This is a genomic window from Vibrio sp. SCSIO 43132 (assembly GCF_019904195.1).
Taxonomy (GTDB): Bacteria; Pseudomonadota; Gammaproteobacteria; order Enterobacterales; family Vibrionaceae; genus Vibrio; species Vibrio nigripulchritudo.
The window spans coordinates 1,052,581-1,071,957 of sequence record NZ_CP063200.1; the positions used below are offsets into that span (position 1 = coordinate 1,052,581).

Annotated in this window: 16 protein-coding genes; 6 read left to right on the top strand and 10 right to left on the bottom strand. The window is 45.8% G+C overall.

What is annotated here, in order from left to right; genetic code table 11:
• The first annotated feature begins 243 nt into the window (after positions 1-243).
• Together INR79_RS22885 and INR79_RS22890 are read left to right on the top strand one after the other, a co-directional pair.
• Complete coding sequence (locus INR79_RS22885; RefSeq protein WP_223100183.1) at positions 244-3,624, top strand: methyl-accepting chemotaxis protein; 3,381 nt, start codon at positions 244-246, stop codon at positions 3,622-3,624.
• Positions 3,625-3,805: 181 nt separating this feature from the next.
• Positions 3,806-5,092 carry an FAD-dependent oxidoreductase gene (locus tag INR79_RS22890; protein ID WP_223100185.1) on the top strand — a complete coding sequence of 429 codons (1,287 nt, stop codon included), beginning with the start codon at positions 3,806-3,808 and terminating at the stop codon, positions 5,090-5,092.
• 83 nt (positions 5,093-5,175) lie between these two features.
• On the opposite strand, the gene INR79_RS22895 is transcribed toward INR79_RS22890, so the two are convergent.
• Positions 5,176-5,802 carry a hypothetical protein gene (locus INR79_RS22895; RefSeq protein ID WP_200768610.1) on the bottom strand — a complete coding sequence of 209 codons (627 nt, stop codon included), beginning with the start codon at positions 5,800-5,802 and terminating at the stop codon, positions 5,176-5,178.
• A 181-nt stretch (positions 5,803-5,983) separates the two neighbouring features.
• Positions 5,984-6,361: a nitrous oxide-stimulated promoter family protein gene (locus INR79_RS22900; protein ID WP_223100293.1), complete on the bottom strand. Its 378-nt coding sequence runs from the start codon at positions 6,359-6,361 to the stop codon at positions 5,984-5,986.
• Positions 6,362-6,502: 141 nt separating this feature from the next.
• On the opposite strand from INR79_RS22900, the gene INR79_RS22905 reads away from it, so the two are divergent.
• Positions 6,503-6,775, top strand: a complete 273-nt coding sequence (locus INR79_RS22905; protein ID WP_004400614.1) for a hypothetical protein — start codon at positions 6,503-6,505, stop codon at positions 6,773-6,775.
• Positions 6,776-6,811: 36 nt separating this feature from the next.
• On the opposite strand, the gene INR79_RS22910 is transcribed toward INR79_RS22905, so the two are convergent.
• Both INR79_RS22910 and INR79_RS22915 read right to left on the bottom strand, forming a co-directional pair.
• Positions 6,812-7,501: a helix-turn-helix transcriptional regulator gene (locus tag INR79_RS22910; protein ID WP_004400616.1), complete on the bottom strand. Its 690-nt coding sequence runs from the start codon at positions 7,499-7,501 to the stop codon at positions 6,812-6,814.
• An 18-nt stretch (positions 7,502-7,519) separates the two neighbouring features.
• A complete protein-coding gene (locus INR79_RS22915) occupies positions 7,520-7,834 on the bottom strand; it encodes a hypothetical protein (protein WP_004400619.1) in 315 nt (104 codons plus the stop codon).
• A 437-nt stretch (positions 7,835-8,271) separates the two neighbouring features.
• On the opposite strand from INR79_RS22915, the gene INR79_RS22920 reads away from it, so the two are divergent.
• Both INR79_RS22920 and INR79_RS22925 read left to right on the top strand, forming a co-directional pair.
• On the top strand, positions 8,272-10,710 hold the full coding sequence (locus INR79_RS22920) for a chitinase C-terminal domain-containing protein (RefSeq protein ID WP_223100187.1): 2,439 nt from the start codon (positions 8,272-8,274) through the stop codon (positions 10,708-10,710).
• Between the two features lie 193 nt (positions 10,711-10,903).
• The gene (locus INR79_RS22925; RefSeq protein ID WP_004400621.1) at positions 10,904-11,371 is read left to right on the top strand and encodes a GNAT family N-acetyltransferase; all 468 of its coding nucleotides are present in this window, start codon (positions 10,904-10,906) and stop codon (positions 11,369-11,371) included.
• A gap of 17 nt (positions 11,372-11,388) precedes the next feature.
• On the opposite strand, the gene INR79_RS22930 is transcribed toward INR79_RS22925, so the two are convergent.
• The 3 genes from INR79_RS22930 to INR79_RS22940 form a co-directional block, all read right to left on the bottom strand.
• Positions 11,389-12,855, bottom strand: coding sequence for a sensor domain-containing diguanylate cyclase (locus INR79_RS22930; RefSeq protein WP_223100190.1), 1,467 nt, complete (start codon positions 12,853-12,855; stop codon positions 11,389-11,391).
• Between the two features lies 1 nt (position 12,856).
• The gene (locus tag INR79_RS22935) at positions 12,857-13,993 is read right to left on the bottom strand and encodes an FIST signal transduction protein (protein WP_223100192.1); all 1,137 of its coding nucleotides are present in this window, start codon (positions 13,991-13,993) and stop codon (positions 12,857-12,859) included.
• A 267-nt stretch (positions 13,994-14,260) separates the two neighbouring features.
• Complete coding sequence (locus INR79_RS22940) at positions 14,261-15,148, bottom strand: DMT family transporter (RefSeq protein WP_223100194.1); 888 nt, start codon at positions 15,146-15,148, stop codon at positions 14,261-14,263.
• 98 nt (positions 15,149-15,246) lie between these two features.
• Between INR79_RS22940 and INR79_RS22945 the strand changes: the two genes are divergently transcribed.
• On the top strand, positions 15,247-16,053 hold the full coding sequence (locus INR79_RS22945; protein WP_022561214.1) for an AraC family transcriptional regulator: 807 nt from the start codon (positions 15,247-15,249) through the stop codon (positions 16,051-16,053).
• Between the two features lie 302 nt (positions 16,054-16,355).
• Here the strand turns inward: INR79_RS22945 and INR79_RS22950 are convergent, their stop codons facing one another.
• The 3 genes from INR79_RS22950 to INR79_RS22960 are packed head-to-tail and all read right to left on the bottom strand — an operon-like array spanning position 16,356 to position 19,346.
• Complete coding sequence (locus INR79_RS22950; protein WP_223100196.1) at positions 16,356-17,840, bottom strand: tripartite tricarboxylate transporter permease; 1,485 nt, start codon at positions 17,838-17,840, stop codon at positions 16,356-16,358.
• A gap of 3 nt (positions 17,841-17,843) precedes the next feature.
• Positions 17,844-18,326, bottom strand: a complete 483-nt coding sequence (locus tag INR79_RS22955; protein WP_223100199.1) for a tripartite tricarboxylate transporter TctB family protein — start codon at positions 18,324-18,326, stop codon at positions 17,844-17,846.
• Positions 18,327-18,350: 24 nt separating this feature from the next.
• Positions 18,351-19,346: a Bug family tripartite tricarboxylate transporter substrate binding protein gene (locus tag INR79_RS22960; protein WP_223100201.1), complete on the bottom strand. Its 996-nt coding sequence runs from the start codon at positions 19,344-19,346 to the stop codon at positions 18,351-18,353.
• Positions 19,347-19,377 lie beyond the last annotated feature (31 nt).

Below are 19,377 nucleotides of genomic sequence, written 5' to 3' on the forward strand. Positions count from 1 at the left end.
TGGTTCTCACTACGAGCCGATAATAAAAGAAAAATTTTGTAGAGGATTTTATAAGTTATTCGATTGCACTAACCCTTCCGACCTTGCACTGAGCGTATTTTTTCTTTCTTATTCAATCTCTTCTGCCTTTACAAAGCTTCCATATGCCATTTATAGCGATGTGATTTGCTTCGTAATTTAGGTTCTATACTTTCCCTAATCCGCGAGGATTCCTATCCCAACAACGAAATAGGGAAAATCATAATGGCAAAATCAACGAGATCGTTGCCGTTGTTGAAGACGCTCAAAGCCAAGCTAATCGCTGCATTTGGTGCAGTACTGATTACTTTGGCCGTCATTGGGCTTACCTCTTACTTGGCTTTAACAACAGCGTCAGATGGCTTTAAAAACTACCGGGAACTAGCAAGAGACAGCAACCTCGCTGGTATCCTTCAATCCAACATGCTGATGGTTAGAATGAACGTGAAAGACTTTCTTCTGACTGGCAGCCAGAAAGACATAAATCAGTACGACGACTATTTCAAAGAAGTAGAAAATCTGCTGAAAGTCGCAGACAAAGAAATCAACAAACCCGAAAGGGCAGAGATGGTTAAGCTGTTGAATGAAGAAATTCACAGTTATGGCGGCACATTTGAAATCATTAAGCGTTATCGCGTCGAGCGCGACGAACTGGTGAATGGCGTCTTGAACGTACGTGGTCCTCAAATGGAGAAAAGCCTGACCGCGTTAATGCTAAGTGCTTCAGAGAATAACAATTCTGAACTTGCTTACCGAACCGGTTTGGCGATGCGGAACCTGTTGCTTGGTCGTTTGTATGTCATCAAATACTTAGAAAGCAACGAAACTTCGGCAGCAGATAGGGTTCGTTCCGAATTCAGCGGCTTTGACAAAGAGATGCAGGAAGTCAAAACACTCATTGATAACGCTTCCGATCTGGCTTTGATAAACCAACTGTCGAGCATGGAAAAAGAGTACATGACGGCGTTCCAGAGTGTGGTTGATATCATCGTCGACAGAAATGACAAAGTCGCCAATACCTTGGACGTAATCGGTCCACAGTTTGCTGCTTTAGTTGAAGAGTTGAAGTTGTCCGTAAAAGCGGATCAGGACCAATTAGGACCAGAGTTGCGTGATAAAAACGAAAGCGCCGTGTCGACCATCCTTGCTGTGTTTGTTGTCGCCATTGTGGTGAGTATTGGGGTTGTGTACATGCTTACCAATGTTGTGATGAGGCAGTTGGGTAAAGACCCAAGTGAACTCGAACAGATTGCCAACGCAATTTCTCGTGGCGAATTGGATGAAAAATACGACGAGCGGGAACCGGAAGGTGTTTTCTATTCCATGCTGAAAATGCGCGACAGCCTCAGAGTTGGGCGTGATAAAGAAGAGGAAGAACGTAAGATCGCCAGTGTGAATGCCCGAATTAAAAATGCACTGGATAATGCCAGTTCCAATGTGATGATTGCGGATCGAAATTACAACGTCATTTATATGAACGAATCGATTCTTGGCATGATGAAACAGGCAGAGCAAAACATTCGTTCTGAAGTCCCTGATTTCAGTCATCAAGGATTAATGAATAATCCAATCGATCGTTACTTCCAGTACTTTGGTGCTAAGAAGCCGATGTTAGACGGGCTGACACAAACCTTTAAAGATGAACTTGTGTTGGGCGGTCGAACCTTTGCACTGGTCGCAAGCCCAGTGGTTGTAGACAGCCAACGTGTGGGTACCGTTGTTGAGTGGGAAGACAAAACCGAATGGTTGGCTGAGGAGCAGGAAAAAGCACGCGTGGCATCGGAAAATGCTCGAGTGAAATACGCACTAGACGGATCGTCTGGCAAAGTAATGATTGTAGATACCAACTATAAGGTCATCTACATGAACGATGCCATCAGCAAAATGATGCAACTGGCAGAAGGTGATATTCGTCAGGATGTACGTGATTTTCAGGCGAAAAGTATCGCAGGCAATAAAGTGGATACTTATTTCAAAGCACTGTCGGGTGATCTGAAAAGTCTGGATAAGCTCAGTGGCACATTTGAAAAAGAAATTGTTGTCGGCGGTCATACATTTGCCGTTGTGGCAAACCCAGTTTCTGTGAAGGGTGAACGTGTCGGTACTGTTTTCGAGTGGGATGACCGCACGGAGTGGCTGGTAGAAGAAAGGGAAAAAGCACGTGTGGCGTCGGAAAACGCTCGTGTGAAATACGCGCTAGACAGCGTTTCTGGCAACGTAATGATTGCCGATCCAGAGCTGAAAGTTATCTACGCCAATAAAGCGTTGGAAGAGATGATGCGCAGTGCTGAATCAGACATTCGTCAGCAGATCCCAGAATTCAGCGCAGAGAAACTGACCGACTGTGATGTCGCGAAATTCTTTAAAAATCCAATCCAGCAACGCGGCGTGCTCGCTGAGCTGAACGGAACCGATAGAACCATCGAAGAGATTGGTAATCGTGTATTCGCCCTGACTTCCAACCCTATTGTTGTAGACAGCAAGCGCATAGGTACGGTGGTTGAATGGGTAGACCGTACTGCTGAGGTCAATATCGAGAAAGAGATCGACGATATTGTAATGGCGGCTTCAAACGGAGACTTGAGCAAGAAAATCAATATCGAAGGTAAAGAAGGCTTCTTTGGTAATTTGAGTATGGGTCTGAACGATCTGGTCAGTACGGTAGAAGTGGCGATGAACGATGTAATGAATACCCTTGGGGCCATGGCGAAAGGGGATCTGACATCACGAATTACTAACGACTATGACGGCAGTTTCGGTAAGCTCAAAGAAGACACCAATGCGACGGCTGAAAAACTGACAGAAGTCATTAGCAGCATTCGCTCGTCTGCCAATGCGGTTGCTCAGGGCGCTAATGAGATTGCGCAGGGTAATACCGACTTAAGTCAGAGAACCGAAGCACAGGCGTCGAGCCTTGAAGAAACCTCTGCCAGCATGGAACAAATGATGGGTACGGTGAAACAGAGCTCGGAACGTGCTGAAAACGCCAATGAGCTGTCGAAAGAGGCGGAAATCCAGGCTGAGAAGGGTGGTAAAGTTGTCGACCAGGCCGTTTCAGCCATGAAGGAAATCAATAGTTCCAGTAAAGAGATTTCTGAAATCATTGGTGTTATCGACGAAATCGCATTCCAGACCAACCTGCTTGCACTTAACGCTGCGGTTGAAGCGGCAAGAGCAGGCGAGCAAGGTCGCGGATTTGCTGTCGTCGCGGGTGAAGTTCGTAATCTGGCACAGCGCTCCTCTCAGGCAGCTCGTGAAATCAAAGATCTGATTCGTGATAGCCAGACCAAGGTTGAAGAGGGAACCGAACTGGTGAATCAGTCTGGTGAAACTCTGAAAGAGATTGTCGATTCAGTCTCCAAGGTAAGCGCAATGATGCAAGAGATCACAGACTCTGCCAGAGAGCAAAGTGAAGGCATTGGTCAGGTGAATACAGCAATTGTCCAGATGGACCAAATGACTCAGCAAAACGCAGCCTTGGTTGAGGAAGCGTCTGCAGCAGGCGAGTCGATGGCGCAACAAGCCAACAACATGAACAAGACAATGGACTTTTTCAGGTTGAATGGCGTTCAGGGTGGCAAAGCGCAGATACTTAAACTGGGCTAGCCTCATACTCAATAAAAACCTCCGAGCCTTCGGAGGTTTTTTTATGTCTGAAGAGTGGGTTGGCCAACAGGTTACCCATTTTATGTCTGTCTCACATTTGTTTGAAAAATTAGCTGTCGATTTATTGCGCTAATTGTTAAAAAGAAAGTAGGAATAGGTGACAAGCGCAGGATGAATTTACATGGCTCAGAAACAGCAAGAACACGTGATCATAATTGGTGGTGGGGTCGTCGGCTTGACGTCAGCTTACGAACTGCTTAAGCATGGCTATAAGGTCACATTGCTGGAAAAAGAGCCTGATGTCGCATTGGGTACCAGCCACGCAAATGGCGCGCAGCTCAGCTATAGCTTTGTGGATGCGATGTCTTCACCTGGGCTAATTAAGAAAATCCCATCGGTGCTTGCAGGTCAGGACGCCGCTTTGAAATTTCAGTGGCAACTCTCCATGGACCTCAATATATGGGGCGCTCGCTTTCTATACAACGGTTTACCTTTTAACGAAGAAAAGAACAGCGAACAGCTATTCCGCTTATCGCTTTTTTCAAGAGAATCGATGGAATCGCTACGAAAAGAGTCAGATATAGAATTCAGTTTTCGTCAATCGGGTAAGCTGGTGGCGTATCAAAGCAGTCAAGCCTTGGAAGAAGCAAAACATGCCGTTGAGCGAAAAGCTCAATGGGGGTACAGGCAATCCGTTCTTACCGCTCAAGAATGTCTGGAAAAAGAGCCTGCCTTAAAGTATATCGACACAAACTTAGCGGGTGGGCTGTTTTCTGATATCGATGATATTGGAGATGCTGAGCAATACTGCCATTCCATGCTCGCTTTATTAAGAAAGAATCACGCATTTGATGCGAGATTAGGGTGCGAAGTACTGAGTATTCTCAGTGATGCAGACCTAGTCATCGGAGTTGAAACGCAATCTGAAAAACTGCTTGCAGATAAAGTCGTACTGGCCGCGGGGCATGGTTCTGGTCATCTTCTGAAGCCTTTGGGTATTTCCCTGCCCATCTACCCGGTACAGGGCTATAGCTTAACGTTCCCGGCTGTAGAAACGTCACCAAATGTCAGCATTACAGATATCGCCAATAAGTTTGTGATTGGACGAATTGGTGACAAAGTGCGTGTCGCAGGCTTTGCAGACTTTGTCACGAATACGCCACAGGGTACGAAAAACAGGGTCGACGAATTGCTCCGAACCTGTCGTGCAAGGTTTCCTGACGCAGCAGATTACACCAATGTTTTGGAAATGTGGGAGGGCAGCAGACCTTGTACGCCTTCCAGCATGCCACTTATCGATAAGCTAAAATTAGACAACCTATATGCCAATACCGGGCATGGAATGTACGGCTGGACGCTCGCTGCAGGTTCAGCTCGGTTGCTCGCCGATAGAATGACAGATGGTGAATTGTGGCAGCAGTATGGTGGTATTTCTTGTCAGGATCACTTTGCTTTTAGGAGAAAATGACACTGCCTTTTTAGTTCGGCGTCGAAAGACGCCGTTCTAATCATGAGTGATATCGTCTAGGTATAAGATGTGATTACGGGCGACTAATATTCAGCTTTCCATATTGGTACATCCAAGAACTCGCCTAAGCGCATCGCAGCGTCCTCAATGGCATCTTTTTTTGCATGATCCATCACATTCAGACGTTCTCCATTTCGAAATATAAGATTGAGTTCATGGCTTACATATTTTCTCTCACACCCCATTAACTCTCTAACGAGCTGAATGGCGTGAATGTCTTTAAGGTTTCCCTGTTCAGTCAGGTCGATCTTGTCATAGACATCCTGTTTGAACCCGAAGTAATACAAACCACAGCTTTTGTCGAAAATTACCTTTCGATTCCTTGTTAGTGTTCGAAGACCAAATGCACTAAACATACCTCCCCAAACCAGTAGGAATGTACTTAGCGTAGAGTCATCATTACTAGCCATTACAGTGAAACTACAAATAAGGGCAAATAATCCAGGAACGATGAAAGCGATACCGCGCAACGTTGCTGTCAGTGAGCGAGAGATCCTGACTTTATCAGGTTCTTCGAAAAGTGCCTGAGATTTATATCTGGTGCCTCCTGGAACAACTGGATCCCAACTAATTTTTGAAGCAATGGGATCTTTAGTATCTGCGAGTCTGACCTTTACTTTGTTTAATCTGATTTTCTTTATCTTACCCATCTTATTCTCATTTGAGTTCAATGCTTAAAATGGCATTAAGTGATTAAGTTTGTTGATGGGAAGTATTGTGTCATATGAAATCAGAGTGTTATGAGCTAAAAATGCAAAGTGTCACGAATTATTAATAAAAATTAATGGGTTAGGTAGCCTAGATATAAATTGAAATGGGATAGGGCGGCTATTAACTAGATTTCATTCTCAAATGACGGTTAGACAAATTTGTTTTCGGTAAATCGGGTACTTCACGCTTTTCATGGATAAGGTGTCGGATAGCCAGAATCGGATGATAAAGCAGCATTCTGGGACCTGAATAGCGCATGATGATTCGCATCTTTTCCTTTGGTTCAGGTTTGTAGCAATGGATAGGGCAGCAGTTACAGGTTGGTTTGTTTTCGCCGTAAGGGCAGCGATCTAGCCGAGTCTCCGCGTAGCTTTCCAGTGAATGGCAGTCTGAACAGGGTTGAGGGTGATGCGCTTTGCATAAGATTTCAATCATTGCGGATACAGTCTTGAATTCTGTGTTCAGTTTGCCACGCAGAATATCGCTGCCTTTTTTCATCATTTTTCTCACACACGTTTTTACGTCAGTAAAATTGTAAAGCGTTATAACGATGAAGCTCTTGATATTCTTCAATTGACTCAGTGATTATTGTGGGTTCAACAGGTATACTCTGCCTGTTTTTAACTGGCTGGATGACAAATGAGCAACGAGCAAGAAGCAATAATGACTGATGAACATCTTCGTGAAGTGGTGGAAAACCAGATTGCAGATGGCGACCCTATTAAAGTGAAAGAAACCTTAATGCGCTTAATGATGACGGGGCACAGTCGTGAAGACGCCATTGATATGATCGCCTGTGCGCTCATGTTAGAAGTTTTTGGGGTAATGAAAAACGACGAGGCGTTCAATCTGAAAAGATACAAAGAGCATCTTGATGAACTGCCTCAAATGAGCTGGCTTGAAGACGAGTAACTATACGAATACAAGTAACTCCCTTCCCCTGATGCGTCACTCATCTGGTGGCGCATATTGAGCAATGTAGTGTTTGAGAGATTTGGTTTCACTTGTCGTAAATCTGGTCTCTAAAACTTCCAGCTGAATAACCCTGTCGACCCGAAAATTGCGATAAGCCTCTCTGAGCTCACACCATGCAATCAGAGTCCATACCTTTCCCCAGAATATCTGTCCAAGAGGTTGGATCACTCTTTCGGAAACTGCGCCGTCTTCAGCCTGATACTTCATTTTTACCACTTGTTGCAACTTGGTGGCATTTCTAAGCATCTGACTTCTTGCCGCTGTTTCAGATTGAATGTGATAGTCCGGTACCAGCAATGGAAATTCTTCGACCTGTCGCTTAAGGTTGTCTGGCAGCACAGACATTATCTTTCGCGAGGCGGAACGACTTGCTTCGGCCAACTCCTTATCTGACCATGCTCTAACCATTCGCATGCCGAGTTCCAGTGCCATCATTTCTTGTTCATTGAACATAAGTGGAGGGAGGTGAGAGCCCGACTTTAGCAGATAGCCGACTCCCGCCTCTCCTTCAATGGGAACGCCAGACAAAATGAGTGACTGAATGTCGCGATAGATGGTTCGTTCACTTACCTCCATCACCTCGGCAAGATGTTTTGCTGTGACGGCGTAACGCTTAGAGCGAAGTAACGTCAGTAGCTCGAACAGTCTCTCTGATTTGCTCATTTTATCCGTTCCCTTGAATTAGTTTGAACAGCCGGTATCCGACTTGATCAATTGGTGCTGCATGTTAACAGATTCCATCTGAATCTTAGAGGCATACTCCTGAGTTTCAGGAGCCGACATAAACTCTGCAGACGCAGCCTTTGCATTATCTAGGTTCTGCCAGTAAACCGTATCTGTCCAGACATCATTTTCCGGGTTGAAGCTCAGAGAACGGTATAGAAATCCTTCCATACGATTAAGAAAGCCAACAATTTTATCCGATGCCGCCAGAAGTTGATCCTCAGTTACTCCGTCTGCCACTTTGTAGTTAACCACTTCGATTACCTGTTCCATTGATTTATTCCTTTGTGAGTGTGTTCAGGAACAGAATAGAAAGTCACTCTGACAGAATGTGTCAGTAACAAAAAAATCAAATGAAAATAGAATGTTGCAATATTTATGTAAGATTACTGTCAGAGGAGTGCAAACTAAACTCGGGCATAAAGTGTGATCTTCAGTGGATTTATCTGTATCAGGGACTGCAAACCGATTTAATCCAGAATTTGATGCAAATCAATAGTATATTTGCAATGCTATAAAATTTAGTTCTTGATACAAATTATCTCTGCCCTTGTTGCATAAAATTAACACATGTTTGCGAGTCATTTTTGAAATTGAATCTTTAATACGTGCCGAATTTGCGTCTCCAATCTATGGTTATTTTGCAACGCATTACAAGTTTTGATGCGTTTTGCAGTTTGATCTTTCTAATAGATTTTAAGGATAAAGAGATGAAACATTCGCACCACATTAATGAGAAAAAGGGTCTTTTCTCATTGAGCACGTTGGCTGCTTCTTGCATGTTGGCATTAAGCGCATTTTCAGCCCCAGTGGCAGCTACAACGGCAGTTGACCACGAAGCTTGTCGACCGGACGGTCTTCACCAAACTCCTGGTGTAACCGTTCCTTACTGTACTATTTATGACCAGGAAGGTCGTGAAAAAATGGGCGCCGATCACCCACGTCGTCTAATCGGTTACTTCACTAGCTGGCGAGCTGGTGACGACCCTCAAGCACAGTACCTTGTAAAAGATATTCCATGGGAGCAGTTGACCCACATTAACTACGCGTTTGTAAGTATTGGTGCAGATGGAAAAGTGAACATCGGTGATGTGAACGATCCTAACAACGCAGCAGTAGGTAAAACTTGGCCAGGTGTAGAAGTTGATCCAGCTCTAGGCTTTAAGGGTCACTTCGGTGCACTGGCGACAGCTAAGCAAAAACACGGCGTTAAAACACTGATCTCTATCGGTGGTTGGGCTGAGACTGGCGGCCACTTCGGTGCTGACGGTACGCGTGTCGCTGACGGTGGTTTCTACACCATGACAACCAACGCAGACGGTTCTATCAACCACGCTGGCATTGAAAAGTTTGCTGCGTCTGCTGTTGAAATGATGCGTAAGTACAAGTTTGATGGTCTGGATATCGACTACGAATACCCAACATCAATGGCTGGAGCGGGTAACCCAGACGACAAAGCGTTCATGGAACCTCGTCGTGCTTACCTATGGGCTTCTTACCAAGAGCTAATGAAAGTGCTTCGTCAGAAAGTTGACCAAGCTTCTGCTCAAGATGGTCACCATTACATGCTGACTATCGCGGCACCTTCATCAGGCTACCTACTGCGTGGTATGGAAACGTTCGACGTCACTAAGTACCTCGATTACGTCAACATCATGTCTTACGATTTGCACGGTGCCTGGAACGATCACGTAGGTCACAATGCAGCACTTTATGACACAGGTAAAGACTCAGAGCTTGCTCAGTGGAATGTATACGGTACAGCGGCTTACGGTGGCATCGGTTACCTGAACACTGACTGGGCATACCACTACTTCCGCGGCTCAATGCCAGCAGGTCGTATCAACATCGGTGTTCCATACTACTCACGCGGTTGGCAGGGTGTTAACGGTGGTGAGAACGGTCTTTGGGGTCGTGCGCCTCTTCCAAACCAAGCTGAGTGTGCTCCAGGCACAGGTGAAGGTGAGAAGAACAACTGTGGTTACGGTGCAACCGGTATCGACAACATGTGGCACGACAAAGATGCCAATGGTGTTGAAATGGGTGCAGGTTCTAACCCAATCTGGCACGCGAAAAACCTTGAGAAAGGCATCTACGGTTCTTATGCTGCAGCATACAACCTAGATCCAGTAAACAACCCAGACCATAAACTAACAGGCACTTACACACGTCATTATGACAGTGTTGCGGTTGCACCTTGGTTGTGGAACGCGAACAAGAGCGTATTCCTGTCTATCGAAGACAAAGACTCTATCAACGTGAAAGCGGACTACGTCATCGATAAAGAGATCGGCGGTATCATGTTCTGGGAGCTTGCAGGTGACTACAACTGTTACGTACTGGATGCAAACGGCAACCGTACAACAGTAGACGCATCTGAGCAGGCGTGTGCGACAGGTAATGGTGAGTACCACATGGGTAACACCATGACTAAAGCCATGTACGACAAATTCCAGGTTGCAACACCTTACGGTAACAAGGTAGCGGTACTTCCAACTCCTGCTGAAGCAGTAGACATTGCAGTATCTGTTGGTGGCTTCAAAGTAGGTGACCAAAACTACCCAATCAACCCGAAAGTAACGTTCACTAACAACACAGGTACTGAACTACCTGGTGGTACTGAGTTCCAGTTTGATATCCCAGTGTCTGCTCCAGACAATGCGAAAGATCAGTCTGGTGGTGGTCTGAAAGTTATTGCTTCTGGTCACACTCGTGCGAACAACATTGGTGGTCTAGACGGACCAATGCACCGCGTATCGTTCTCTCTACCTAACTGGAAAGCACTACCAGCTGGCGGCACTTACGAGCTAGATATGGTTTACTACCTACCTATCTCTGGTCCTGCTAACTACTCAGTGAAAGTTAACGGTAAAGACTACGCGTTCAAGTTTGAGCATCCGAACCTACCTATCGGCGACCTGACTGGCGGCGGTAACGGTGGTCCTGGTGGTCCAGGTGATGGTACTTGTGATACTACTGGTATCAACGTTTACCCTAACTGGCCTCAAACTGACTGGGCGGGTAACCCAAGCCACGCAACAGGTGGTGACCAAATGGTACACAACAATGTTGTTTACAAAGCCAACTGGTACACTTCATCTGTTCCAGGAAGTGACAGTAGCTGGACTAAAGTGTGTGCTGTGAAATAAGTAGACACTGATTCCACAAAATAAAAATGCGAGTGCTTTTGCACTCGCATTTTTTATATTCAATTAAACTCGCTTTTGGCACTTTATAGAACTTGTAAAGGTATATATGCATTCCAATGCCCTGATTTACGACTATGATTAAAAAACATACATATTTGGTCAGCAAACTTCAGGCTTTAAATAAGGATAAAAAGTGATAGTCAGACGAGCAGAGAGAAAAGACAAAGAAGACTGGGCGAAACTACGAAATGCCCTGTGGCCTGATGAACTTTCAGCACACAAATTGGATATCGAGTCATTTTTTGATTTGTCGAGTGTTCATATTGTCGAAGTCTTTGTTCTTGATAATGAAAATGACGAGGTAGTTGGCTTTATTGAACTCAATATCCGTAGCCATGCAGAAGGCATTGATGCCCGCGGTGTACCTTATGTAGAAGGGTGGTTTATTGATTCAGAATATCGCGGTAAGGGTTTCGGTAAACTGCTGTTGCGTCAAGCTGAAAGTTGGGCACAGCGTCAAGGCTATCAGTGGCTGGCCAGCGATTCTGACATCAACAACCATGCGAGTATTGCATGCCATAAAGCTGTTGGCTTTACTGAAATGGCGAGAAATGTTTGCTTTGCGAAGAACCTGAGACTGCATCAGGAATTGAAAGACTGATTCACGCGAGCTGACGGCTAGCTCGTCAGTTTGCTGTACTGCTCGCTGTTAATCACCCGATTTCTGCCGTGTTCCTTGGCAAAGTACAGATATTCATCAGCGGAATTGATGGCCATTTCCAGTGGATTATTCAGCATACTGTCGGTAAGCGTGACCACTCCAAGGCTAACGGTTAATTGGATATTCTGGGTTCCGTTAGTGACCACCATATTCTCAATACCTTCCCGGATCCGTTCTGCGACATCATTCGCCAGTTCGAGTGTGGCATTGGGAAGGGCAACAGCGAATTCTTCCCCACCTAAGCGACCCAGAATGTCGGTATCCCTTGTTACTTCACTTATCTTTTCAACCACTGAAATTAACACCTCATCACCAGCGGCATGACCATAGGTATCATTGATTTTCTTGAAGAAATCGATATCCAGAATGATTAGGGAAAGTGGTGATTTCATATGTTGGCAGGTACCGATGGCACGTTCAGTAAAGTCGTTGAAACTGCGCCGGTTATAAGCACCAGTGAGTGGATCGGTAGCCGCAAGAATTCGTAACTGCTTTTCCAACTGCTTGCGTTCGCTGATGTCGGAAATGGACATAATAAGCAATAGTTGGTCTTCGAACATCAATGTGCTTAGCGCGATTTCTGCTTGCATGTATTCATCAGAAGGGAGGGTAAGAACGATATCCAGTCTACGGTTATACTCCTCTTCCTGATTCTGTAACACATCGTTGATGTTCGCTTGTAAAGTAAGATGATGCTTGCTCGACACCAGTTCTGAAGGGTTCAGCCCAAGAAACTCACGCTTGGGCTTATCAAAGACATGGCTGATGTATTGATTGACCATGATGATTTCTTGGTTAGGGTTACAAATCACAATACCCATAGGTGCGGCATTCACCAAACCCTGCAACTGTTTCTGTGCTTTTTGTATCTGTTCAAGACGTTGTTTTTGCAGCATTTCAAGTTGTTTGCTGAGTGAAATGTCGCGCAGCACCAGCAACCAGCGATTATGGCTGATCGCTGTCAGTCTGGCTTTTACTTGATATTGGGTCTGGTTGGCATACAGGTTAAGTTCTGCAACGTACTTGTCTTTGGTCTGATAATTTTTCAGAAAATTGGCTAACTCAGGAGAACTTTTTACTATGCTGACTTCTTCCAGTTCTTTAAAGTTTTCCTCAGAAGAGATAAAGGAAGAAGGGAAGTTTCCGGGTCTGATATCACGCACCAAACCTTCTTTGTCTATCCAAAAGCTCATATCTGGTAACGCATCCAGAATGAGGCTGAGTGTGTTGTTTCGTTTCGTGAGTTCTGTGCAACTTAAATCGAGTGAACGCTCGGTAATGGTCAGTTGTTCTGCCATCGACTGATAGCCCTGATTGACCAGTTCAATGAATTTCTGAAGCTGTTTTGCATCTAGGGTGTCTCCTTCTTCAGGGACACCGTCTGGGAAAGCTTTGCGCAGTTGGCGTTTCAGCAGTCTATGCATATCACGATTCCGAAAACGCTGTGATGGTCATCGTCTGATTGTGCAGTTCGGAAGGAAAATTTTTGTCATAGGGGGCGATCTCTCCATAGGAATAGAAACCGCATAGAAGAGTCTGGTCACCGAGCTCTTCGTTTACGACTTCGATTTCGTCTTCCACCAACTGCTTGAGCAGCAGCTTTCTTCCAACACAACTAATAAGAATGGCGAACTGGGGGCTGCCGTCTAATTGATCACGGCATACTTCGGCTGCGTCCTGCGCTCCGTCGATCAAGGAATCGACATTTGCCCTCATGAGCATTGCTGTTGCTCCTCTTGGTACATTACCCGCGAAGGTGATAGAACCTGTGGTTTCATCAATACCTAATAAGGTTCGAACCAGCTTAGTGGATTTAGTCGGTTCAGTAATCTCAAGTGGGAACCTTAATCCGCTAGCGGGCAGCTCGCAAGCAAGTTCGCCGAGGTAACTTTTGTAGATATCCAGGGCGTTTTCGTCATCCAGTTCGTAAAGCACATTGTCTTCAGAATGAGTAATCTTTCTCTGCAATCCGAATGAGCTCCAGCCACCCCGAGAACCGTAGCTGACCGAGATTGCATCTCCGTAAAAGCCCACCGCCACCACCTGTTTCTCTTCCACTTCGTCCTGATAAAGCACCAAGGTTTTTTCGAATGCTTCGTTGTCGCCAGCCAGACCACCGGTCACTTTAATATGGTCTGGCACTGCGCATTCGAACCCTTCGGTAAGCTGGCAGCCGTTTACGTGTAAACCGTCACTCAAAACCAGAATGTGTTTTAGGTTGTCAGTTTCCATCAACTGCTTCGCCATTTGAATACCGACATCTTTTTGATCGGCATGTTCGTCGGTGATGCGTAACCTCAACATTCGGATAGGCGTTTTTTCGAAACAGACAAAAGTGGCGACAAGAGCATTTTCGTGCACCTGAAGACCGGAGACTTCACCAGCGGTTGTGCACCCTGTAAGCAAGGTATTCGGCATCGCTTCGCGTAAACGTTTTATTGCTTCCTGGCTGGAATCCAATGAGCCAAAGAGCAAAGCGAGCGTGTTTTCGCTGTCCAGAGCTTTTATATCCTCCAGACCTTTCCATTGCTCGCCTGTCCAAACCGACTGTAACGTTTTCATTGCGAATGCCTTTCGTTGTTTGTTGTTTCTATTAAAGTTAGTTTGTTTTGGTGCGAAATCAAGCAACGAGGGCGACACAATGTGATTGAATTTCAATTAGTTAACAAATTACATTTTAGTAACTATTTGTATTCTATCTATTTGTAATTACTAGGTTTATGTCTGTTAGTACAAGCGTATTTGATTGAATCATCAAAAAACTTGCCTGAAAACTAAAGTGAATGAGCTTTTTTGGAAGTGATTTTCTTGTGATTTTGAACCGGGTGGTCAGTCCACCACTGGCGTGGTGACCGCTGGCTTACGCTTAAACTGAGCCATCATGACACCTGATATGACAAACAAACCGCCGATTAAATGGAACAGTTGAATGGTTTCATCCAGAAGCGCTGCGGCTAAGGCGACAGCAAGGACAGGAAGTAAATTCAGGAACATCGCAGACGTATCGGCGCCGAGAAAGTCAATTGCTTTCACCCAAAGCCATGGGGCAATCACAGAAGCACCAAACCCAGCATACGCGATAAGTGGCAACGCTTCGTCAACGGGTGTCAGGTTTTCACTACTGAGCCAGAGAGGTGCCAGCATAGCGACGGCAAGTACTCCCTGAAGGTAAATGAACTGCAAATTACCGAAGGGCATTTTCCACTTTTTAACCAGCACGCAGTAAAGGGCGTAAACTATAGCCGCAAGAACCATAAGTAAGTCGCCTTCGGTGATGGCTTGCTGGAATATATAGAGTACGTCTCCTTGCCCCAGCATAAATGCCAGACCAAACAGGGAGATCGCTGCGCCCACGACACTAAGAAAAGAGACTTTTTTCCTCAGAAGAGGAACGCTCAGGAAGATGCTAATCAGAGGAACAAGTGAGGTAATCAACGCCATGTTAGACACAGAAGTTGTCTGCGCAGCATAGTAGCCAAGTGACTGATTGAGAACCATCCCAAGAAGCGCCAAAACAAGAAGTTTGGGTATATAGGGCAGAATAATTTTCCTTTTTGTCAGTGTGTATCTCAAGCAAAAAGGCGACAGAATAAGAACCGCGAGCAACCAGCGATAGAAGCTCATGGCGCTTGGCTCGACGATATCTGCCGACATTTTATTTACGATGGCATTACCACTCCATATAAGAACGGTAAAGAATGGAAACAAGTGATACATGTGAACTCCATCGCAATAAGTGACTGGTTTGTCAGTATCTCAGGTCTGTATAATAATACATATCCCTAAAAAGACAGTGTTGCTGTGTGATAAGACAAATGCGTGGACAACTTAATACCAATATTCATCCTGCTATCTCGTTCGACGAATTGCCCTCAGACGTTTACATGAACTTCGACGCGTTCAATTCCAATACGGTCACGCGTGAACATGCTCATATTTGGGGACAACTGCAATTTATTCGTGGTGGGATGCTAGAGCTTTTTGCGGAGGGGACTCGCTTTCTGGCACCGCCAAATCTGGCTATCTGGGTTCCTGCCGGTGTGTTGCATCATAGCTTCAACCGTAAGCCTCTGGATTACTGTTCAATGAACGTCAGTATCGAAAAAACGCGACATATGCCAAGCCATACTTGCTTGCTTGGCGTGACGCCAATCATGACGGCAATTATTGAAGACTTTCGTTTGCGAGGCGTATCTTCCGCAGAAACTGAGCAGGACAAACGCCTGATTGATGTTTTACTTGATCAATTAGCGATGGCTCCGGAAAAGCAGCACTTTCTGCCGACAAGCAGCCAAAAAATGTTAGCGCCGATTTTGCGAGGGTTGGAAGAAGATCCGACGAACAATTTGTCTTTAAAAGAGTGGGCATCCAAAGTCCACACCACTGAACGAACCTTGGCCCGACATTGCCAGAGTGAGTTGGGGATGAGTTTCACTGAGTGGCGACTAAGAATCCGGTATTTGCATTCTATGGAGTTGCTGCGTAAAGGAAAGTCGGTGAAGGAAACGGCCTTTATGTTGGGCTACAATCAGGCCAGTCCATTCATCACTATGTTTAAGCGTTACGCCGGTGTCACCCCCGATCAATACAAGGGGAATGCACGCAACGATCTCAGTTGTTAGGGTCTGTTGACCTTTCGCGGTTAAATTTTGTTCGAGTTCTATGCGTTTTAATCGCGGCGCAAGGTCTTTAGCTTAGTCATTCTAAGCAAATACCTTGCAACAAAGAGTAAAGCGCATAGAACCGAACCCTTCGGGCAGCATTTGTGGCTCCTTTTTACTGTGTTACCGCTTATTGATGTAGAGCGACTACACCGAATAAGCGCTGCCTTGTATAAAGAATCCACAAATTGCTGCAAAAATCAGCTCGAAAGGTCAACAGATCCTAGTGTTTGCTGATCTTTCGTAGCGACTGCCATTCAAAATTAACGGGATGCCTTTTTAATCGCATATACCACCGCACCAACAATCAATAACGCATTCATAGCAAGAAGTATTGCTGAAACTGGTCGCTCCAGAAATATCCATAAGCCATCATTAGATATCAGCAGAGACCTTCTCAGGTTGTTTTCCAGAAGTGGTCCCAATATGGTTCCAATCACTATCGGGGCGAGAGGAAAATCCGCAGCTCGGAACAGAATACCAATCAGCCCAAAGACCAGCATAACCCAGAGATCGAATACCGATGCCTGAAGTGCAAAGGTGCCTATGGCACACATCAGCAGCGCAATAGGAATCAAATGAGATTTTCGAATCCTGAGCACATAAACGAACAGGGGAGTGGTCAGTATCCCTGCAATCAAAAGAAACACGTTTGAAGCGAGATAAACAAGGAAAACGCCGCCAACGATTTCAGGTTGTTGTTCAAAGAGACCCGGACCGGGAAAAATTCCAAGGATAAGTAGTGCCCCAATCAAAACTGCTGAAGACGCATCTCCCGGAATGCCTAACGCAAGAGAGGGGACTAATGTGCCTCCTACCGTGGCATTGTTGGCACTTTCTGTTGCGACGACGCCACCTTCTGCCCCTTCTCCATAAACCTCTCCATCTTTTGCCGTCGCTTTGGCAACCGCGTAGGACGTAAATGAACTGATGACACCGCCAGCACCCGGCAGAGAGCCAAAAAACGCCCCTATCGCTGAAGAGCGGATAAGGTTTCCCCATCGTTTTAATGTTAATAGCAGGGAGGAGAAACTGGCTTTCACAACGGGAATGTTCGGTCGGTCTGTCAGCGATTTTCCCATGATTTGAAAAGCCATCTCAGAAATCGCAAAAAGACCGACAACGATGGCAACAATATGGAAACCATTTAACATGTGGTGCGAGTCAAAGGTGAACCGATACCCGGTAGAAAACTCGTCTGTACCTATGGTCGCGAGTAGCAAACCAAAGCATCCGGACAGTAACCCTTTAATTAAAGATCCTCCTGATATCACGACAATGGAGACCAGCCCGGTAATGGCCAAAGCCGTGTACTCTGGCGGAGCAAAGTTACTGGCAAACTGCGCAAGAAGGGGAGCCAAAAAGATCAGCGCTGTACCGCCAATTAAACCGCCAATCGCACTGGCGGAAATGGCGATTCCAATGGCATCTGCGGCTCTGCCTTTCTGCGCCATGGGATAGCCATCAAATAAAGTGGCGGCTGCAAGTGGTGTTCCCGGTATTCTGAGCAATATCGCGGAGATAGAACCTCCACAAGAGCCGCCAACAAATATCGCTATCAGGAATCCCATTGCTGCAATAGGAGGTTGCTCTATCGCCACTGGTAGCATGAGGATAATGCCCATAAGTGGTCCCAGACCGGGAAGCGCCCCTACGAGCAAGCCAAACAAGATTCCGAACAGAGTTAAACCAATGGTGAGAGGGGAGAGAAACAACTCAGCCCCGGCATTTAATGACTCTAAAAGCATACATTACCAAGCCACATTGAGTTGCCATAACCCTCCGGGGAGGACGACTTTTAAAAATTTCTCAAAGAAAAATGCAAACAGTAATGAGGATGCAACTGCAAAAATGACCGTCGACCAGATGTGACGAACACCCGTTAAAAACAAGATGCTCGCCAGCATCACAGGAGTGGCTAAATGGTAGCCAACGACCTGTAACCCGATTAAGTACCCAGCAAATAAGCAGATCAACACACTCGGTTTGATCAGTTCCTGCCAACGTATTCCGCTGCTTTGACTGCGCGTAGCTTTGGAGATGAAAGCTTGGATGACCAGAAGCACAACGATCAGTGACGCCAAAGCTTTAGGATAGGCGGCAGCGTTATCATACGCGCCGCCAGATGCGATTCCCTGCTCAGTCATAGAAGTATAGATTTGCTGAAATACAATGGCGGTTAAGGCGACAAAGAAAGCAATGACCATTATTTCAGCATGAATCCTTTTTAACATTCTGTTCTTCCTTGAGTTAAGACATTATTTCTTTAATGCTTTTAGAGAGTCCTCTTCCCATTTTAGTGCATTTCCCATCGCGCCTAACTGACCAGCAACAGGACCGACAATAGACTCATACTCAGTCCAGTCCCAATCTAGAGGAACAAAGCCGATTTTACTGATTGCCGCTCTAATTTCGGCGTTTTGCATGGTGGCTTTCATTGTGGTTCTTAGTACTTGAGTAACATCATCTGGCGTGTCTTTATGCACTAACCACCATGTCCAGCCCATGGGGGCTAACCCAGAAAGCCCTAAATCAATATCCAGATCGGTGATACTTGGTGCGCCGTCATAGGAGGCTTTTGCTCCGGGCAACTCTGATAGCACCAGCAAAATGTCGAAGCCCTTTTTGTCCTGAAGGTATGCTCCTACATTGATAAAAGAGAAATCCAGCACTCCAGATTTCAAATCTTTCCGTGCATCTCCATCTGTTTTATAAGGAATGTTCTGAGCGACAACGCCATAAGACTGAAGCACTTTGGCGATAACCATATGAGGCAGGTTATTTCGAGACCCCGAGGAATAGCGAAGTTTCCCTGGGTTGGCTTTTCCCCAAGCCATCATTTCCTCAAAGTTGCTCCAACGCTTTTCTCCCGGTCGGCTACCGATTGAAAAGGCATTCGAAACGGCAGCGTGTAAAGGCTTAAAGTCTTTGTAATTCCAGTCGGCGTTGCCCAGCATAGGTTGAAGGACGAGCGGTGCGACATACCCATCAAACAGGGTGTAACCATCCGCAGGACGATTCATCGCGGTTTTAAAGGCTTTTGTTCCGGCGGCTCCCGGAGTTGATATGACTGAGACAGACACACCGAGCTCATCTCCCATCCCTTTAGCAATTATCTGGCTGATAGACATTGCCGTACCAGCTGACCAGGGAAAAATATTCTCTATGGTGCGGTCGGGAAACGCTGCATTAGCGAAGCTGATTTGGCATGCCATTGCGACAAGCCCACCTGCGGTCAGTATTTTTTCAAACATAACAAGTATCCTCCGTGATAATGTTGCCTGT

Coding starts and splice junctions, on each gene's coding strand:
- INR79_RS22905 (WP_004400614.1), top strand. CDS start 6,503: ATGAGCAACGAGCAAGAAGCAATAATGACTGATGAACATCTTCGTGAA.
- INR79_RS22885 (WP_223100183.1), top strand. CDS start 244: ATGGCAAAATCAACGAGATCGTTGCCGTTGTTGAAGACGCTCAAAGCC.
- INR79_RS22915 (WP_004400619.1), bottom strand. CDS start 7,834: ATGGAACAGGTAATCGAAGTGGTTAACTACAAAGTGGCAGACGGAGTA.
- INR79_RS22890 (WP_223100185.1), top strand. CDS start 3,806: ATGGCTCAGAAACAGCAAGAACACGTGATCATAATTGGTGGTGGGGTC.
- INR79_RS22945 (WP_022561214.1), top strand. CDS start 15,247: ATGCGTGGACAACTTAATACCAATATTCATCCTGCTATCTCGTTCGAC.
- INR79_RS22940 (WP_223100194.1), bottom strand. CDS start 15,148: ATGTATCACTTGTTTCCATTCTTTACCGTTCTTATATGGAGTGGTAAT.
- INR79_RS22895 (WP_200768610.1), bottom strand. CDS start 5,802: ATGGGTAAGATAAAGAAAATCAGATTAAACAAAGTAAAGGTCAGACTC.
- INR79_RS22910 (WP_004400616.1), bottom strand. CDS start 7,501: ATGAGCAAATCAGAGAGACTGTTCGAGCTACTGACGTTACTTCGCTCT.
- INR79_RS22950 (WP_223100196.1), bottom strand. CDS start 17,840: ATGCTTTTAGAGTCATTAAATGCCGGGGCTGAGTTGTTTCTCTCCCCT.
- INR79_RS22900 (WP_223100293.1), bottom strand. CDS start 6,361: ATGAAAAAAGGCAGCGATATTCTGCGTGGCAAACTGAACACAGAATTC.
- INR79_RS22930 (WP_223100190.1), bottom strand. CDS start 12,855: ATGCATAGACTGCTGAAACGCCAACTGCGCAAAGCTTTCCCAGACGGT.
- INR79_RS22920 (WP_223100187.1), top strand. CDS start 8,272: ATGAAACATTCGCACCACATTAATGAGAAAAAGGGTCTTTTCTCATTG.
- INR79_RS22955 (WP_223100199.1), bottom strand. CDS start 18,326: ATGTTAAAAAGGATTCATGCTGAAATAATGGTCATTGCTTTCTTTGTC.
- INR79_RS22960 (WP_223100201.1), bottom strand. CDS start 19,346: ATGTTTGAAAAAATACTGACCGCAGGTGGGCTTGTCGCAATGGCATGC.
- INR79_RS22935 (WP_223100192.1), bottom strand. CDS start 13,993: ATGAAAACGTTACAGTCGGTTTGGACAGGCGAGCAATGGAAAGGTCTG.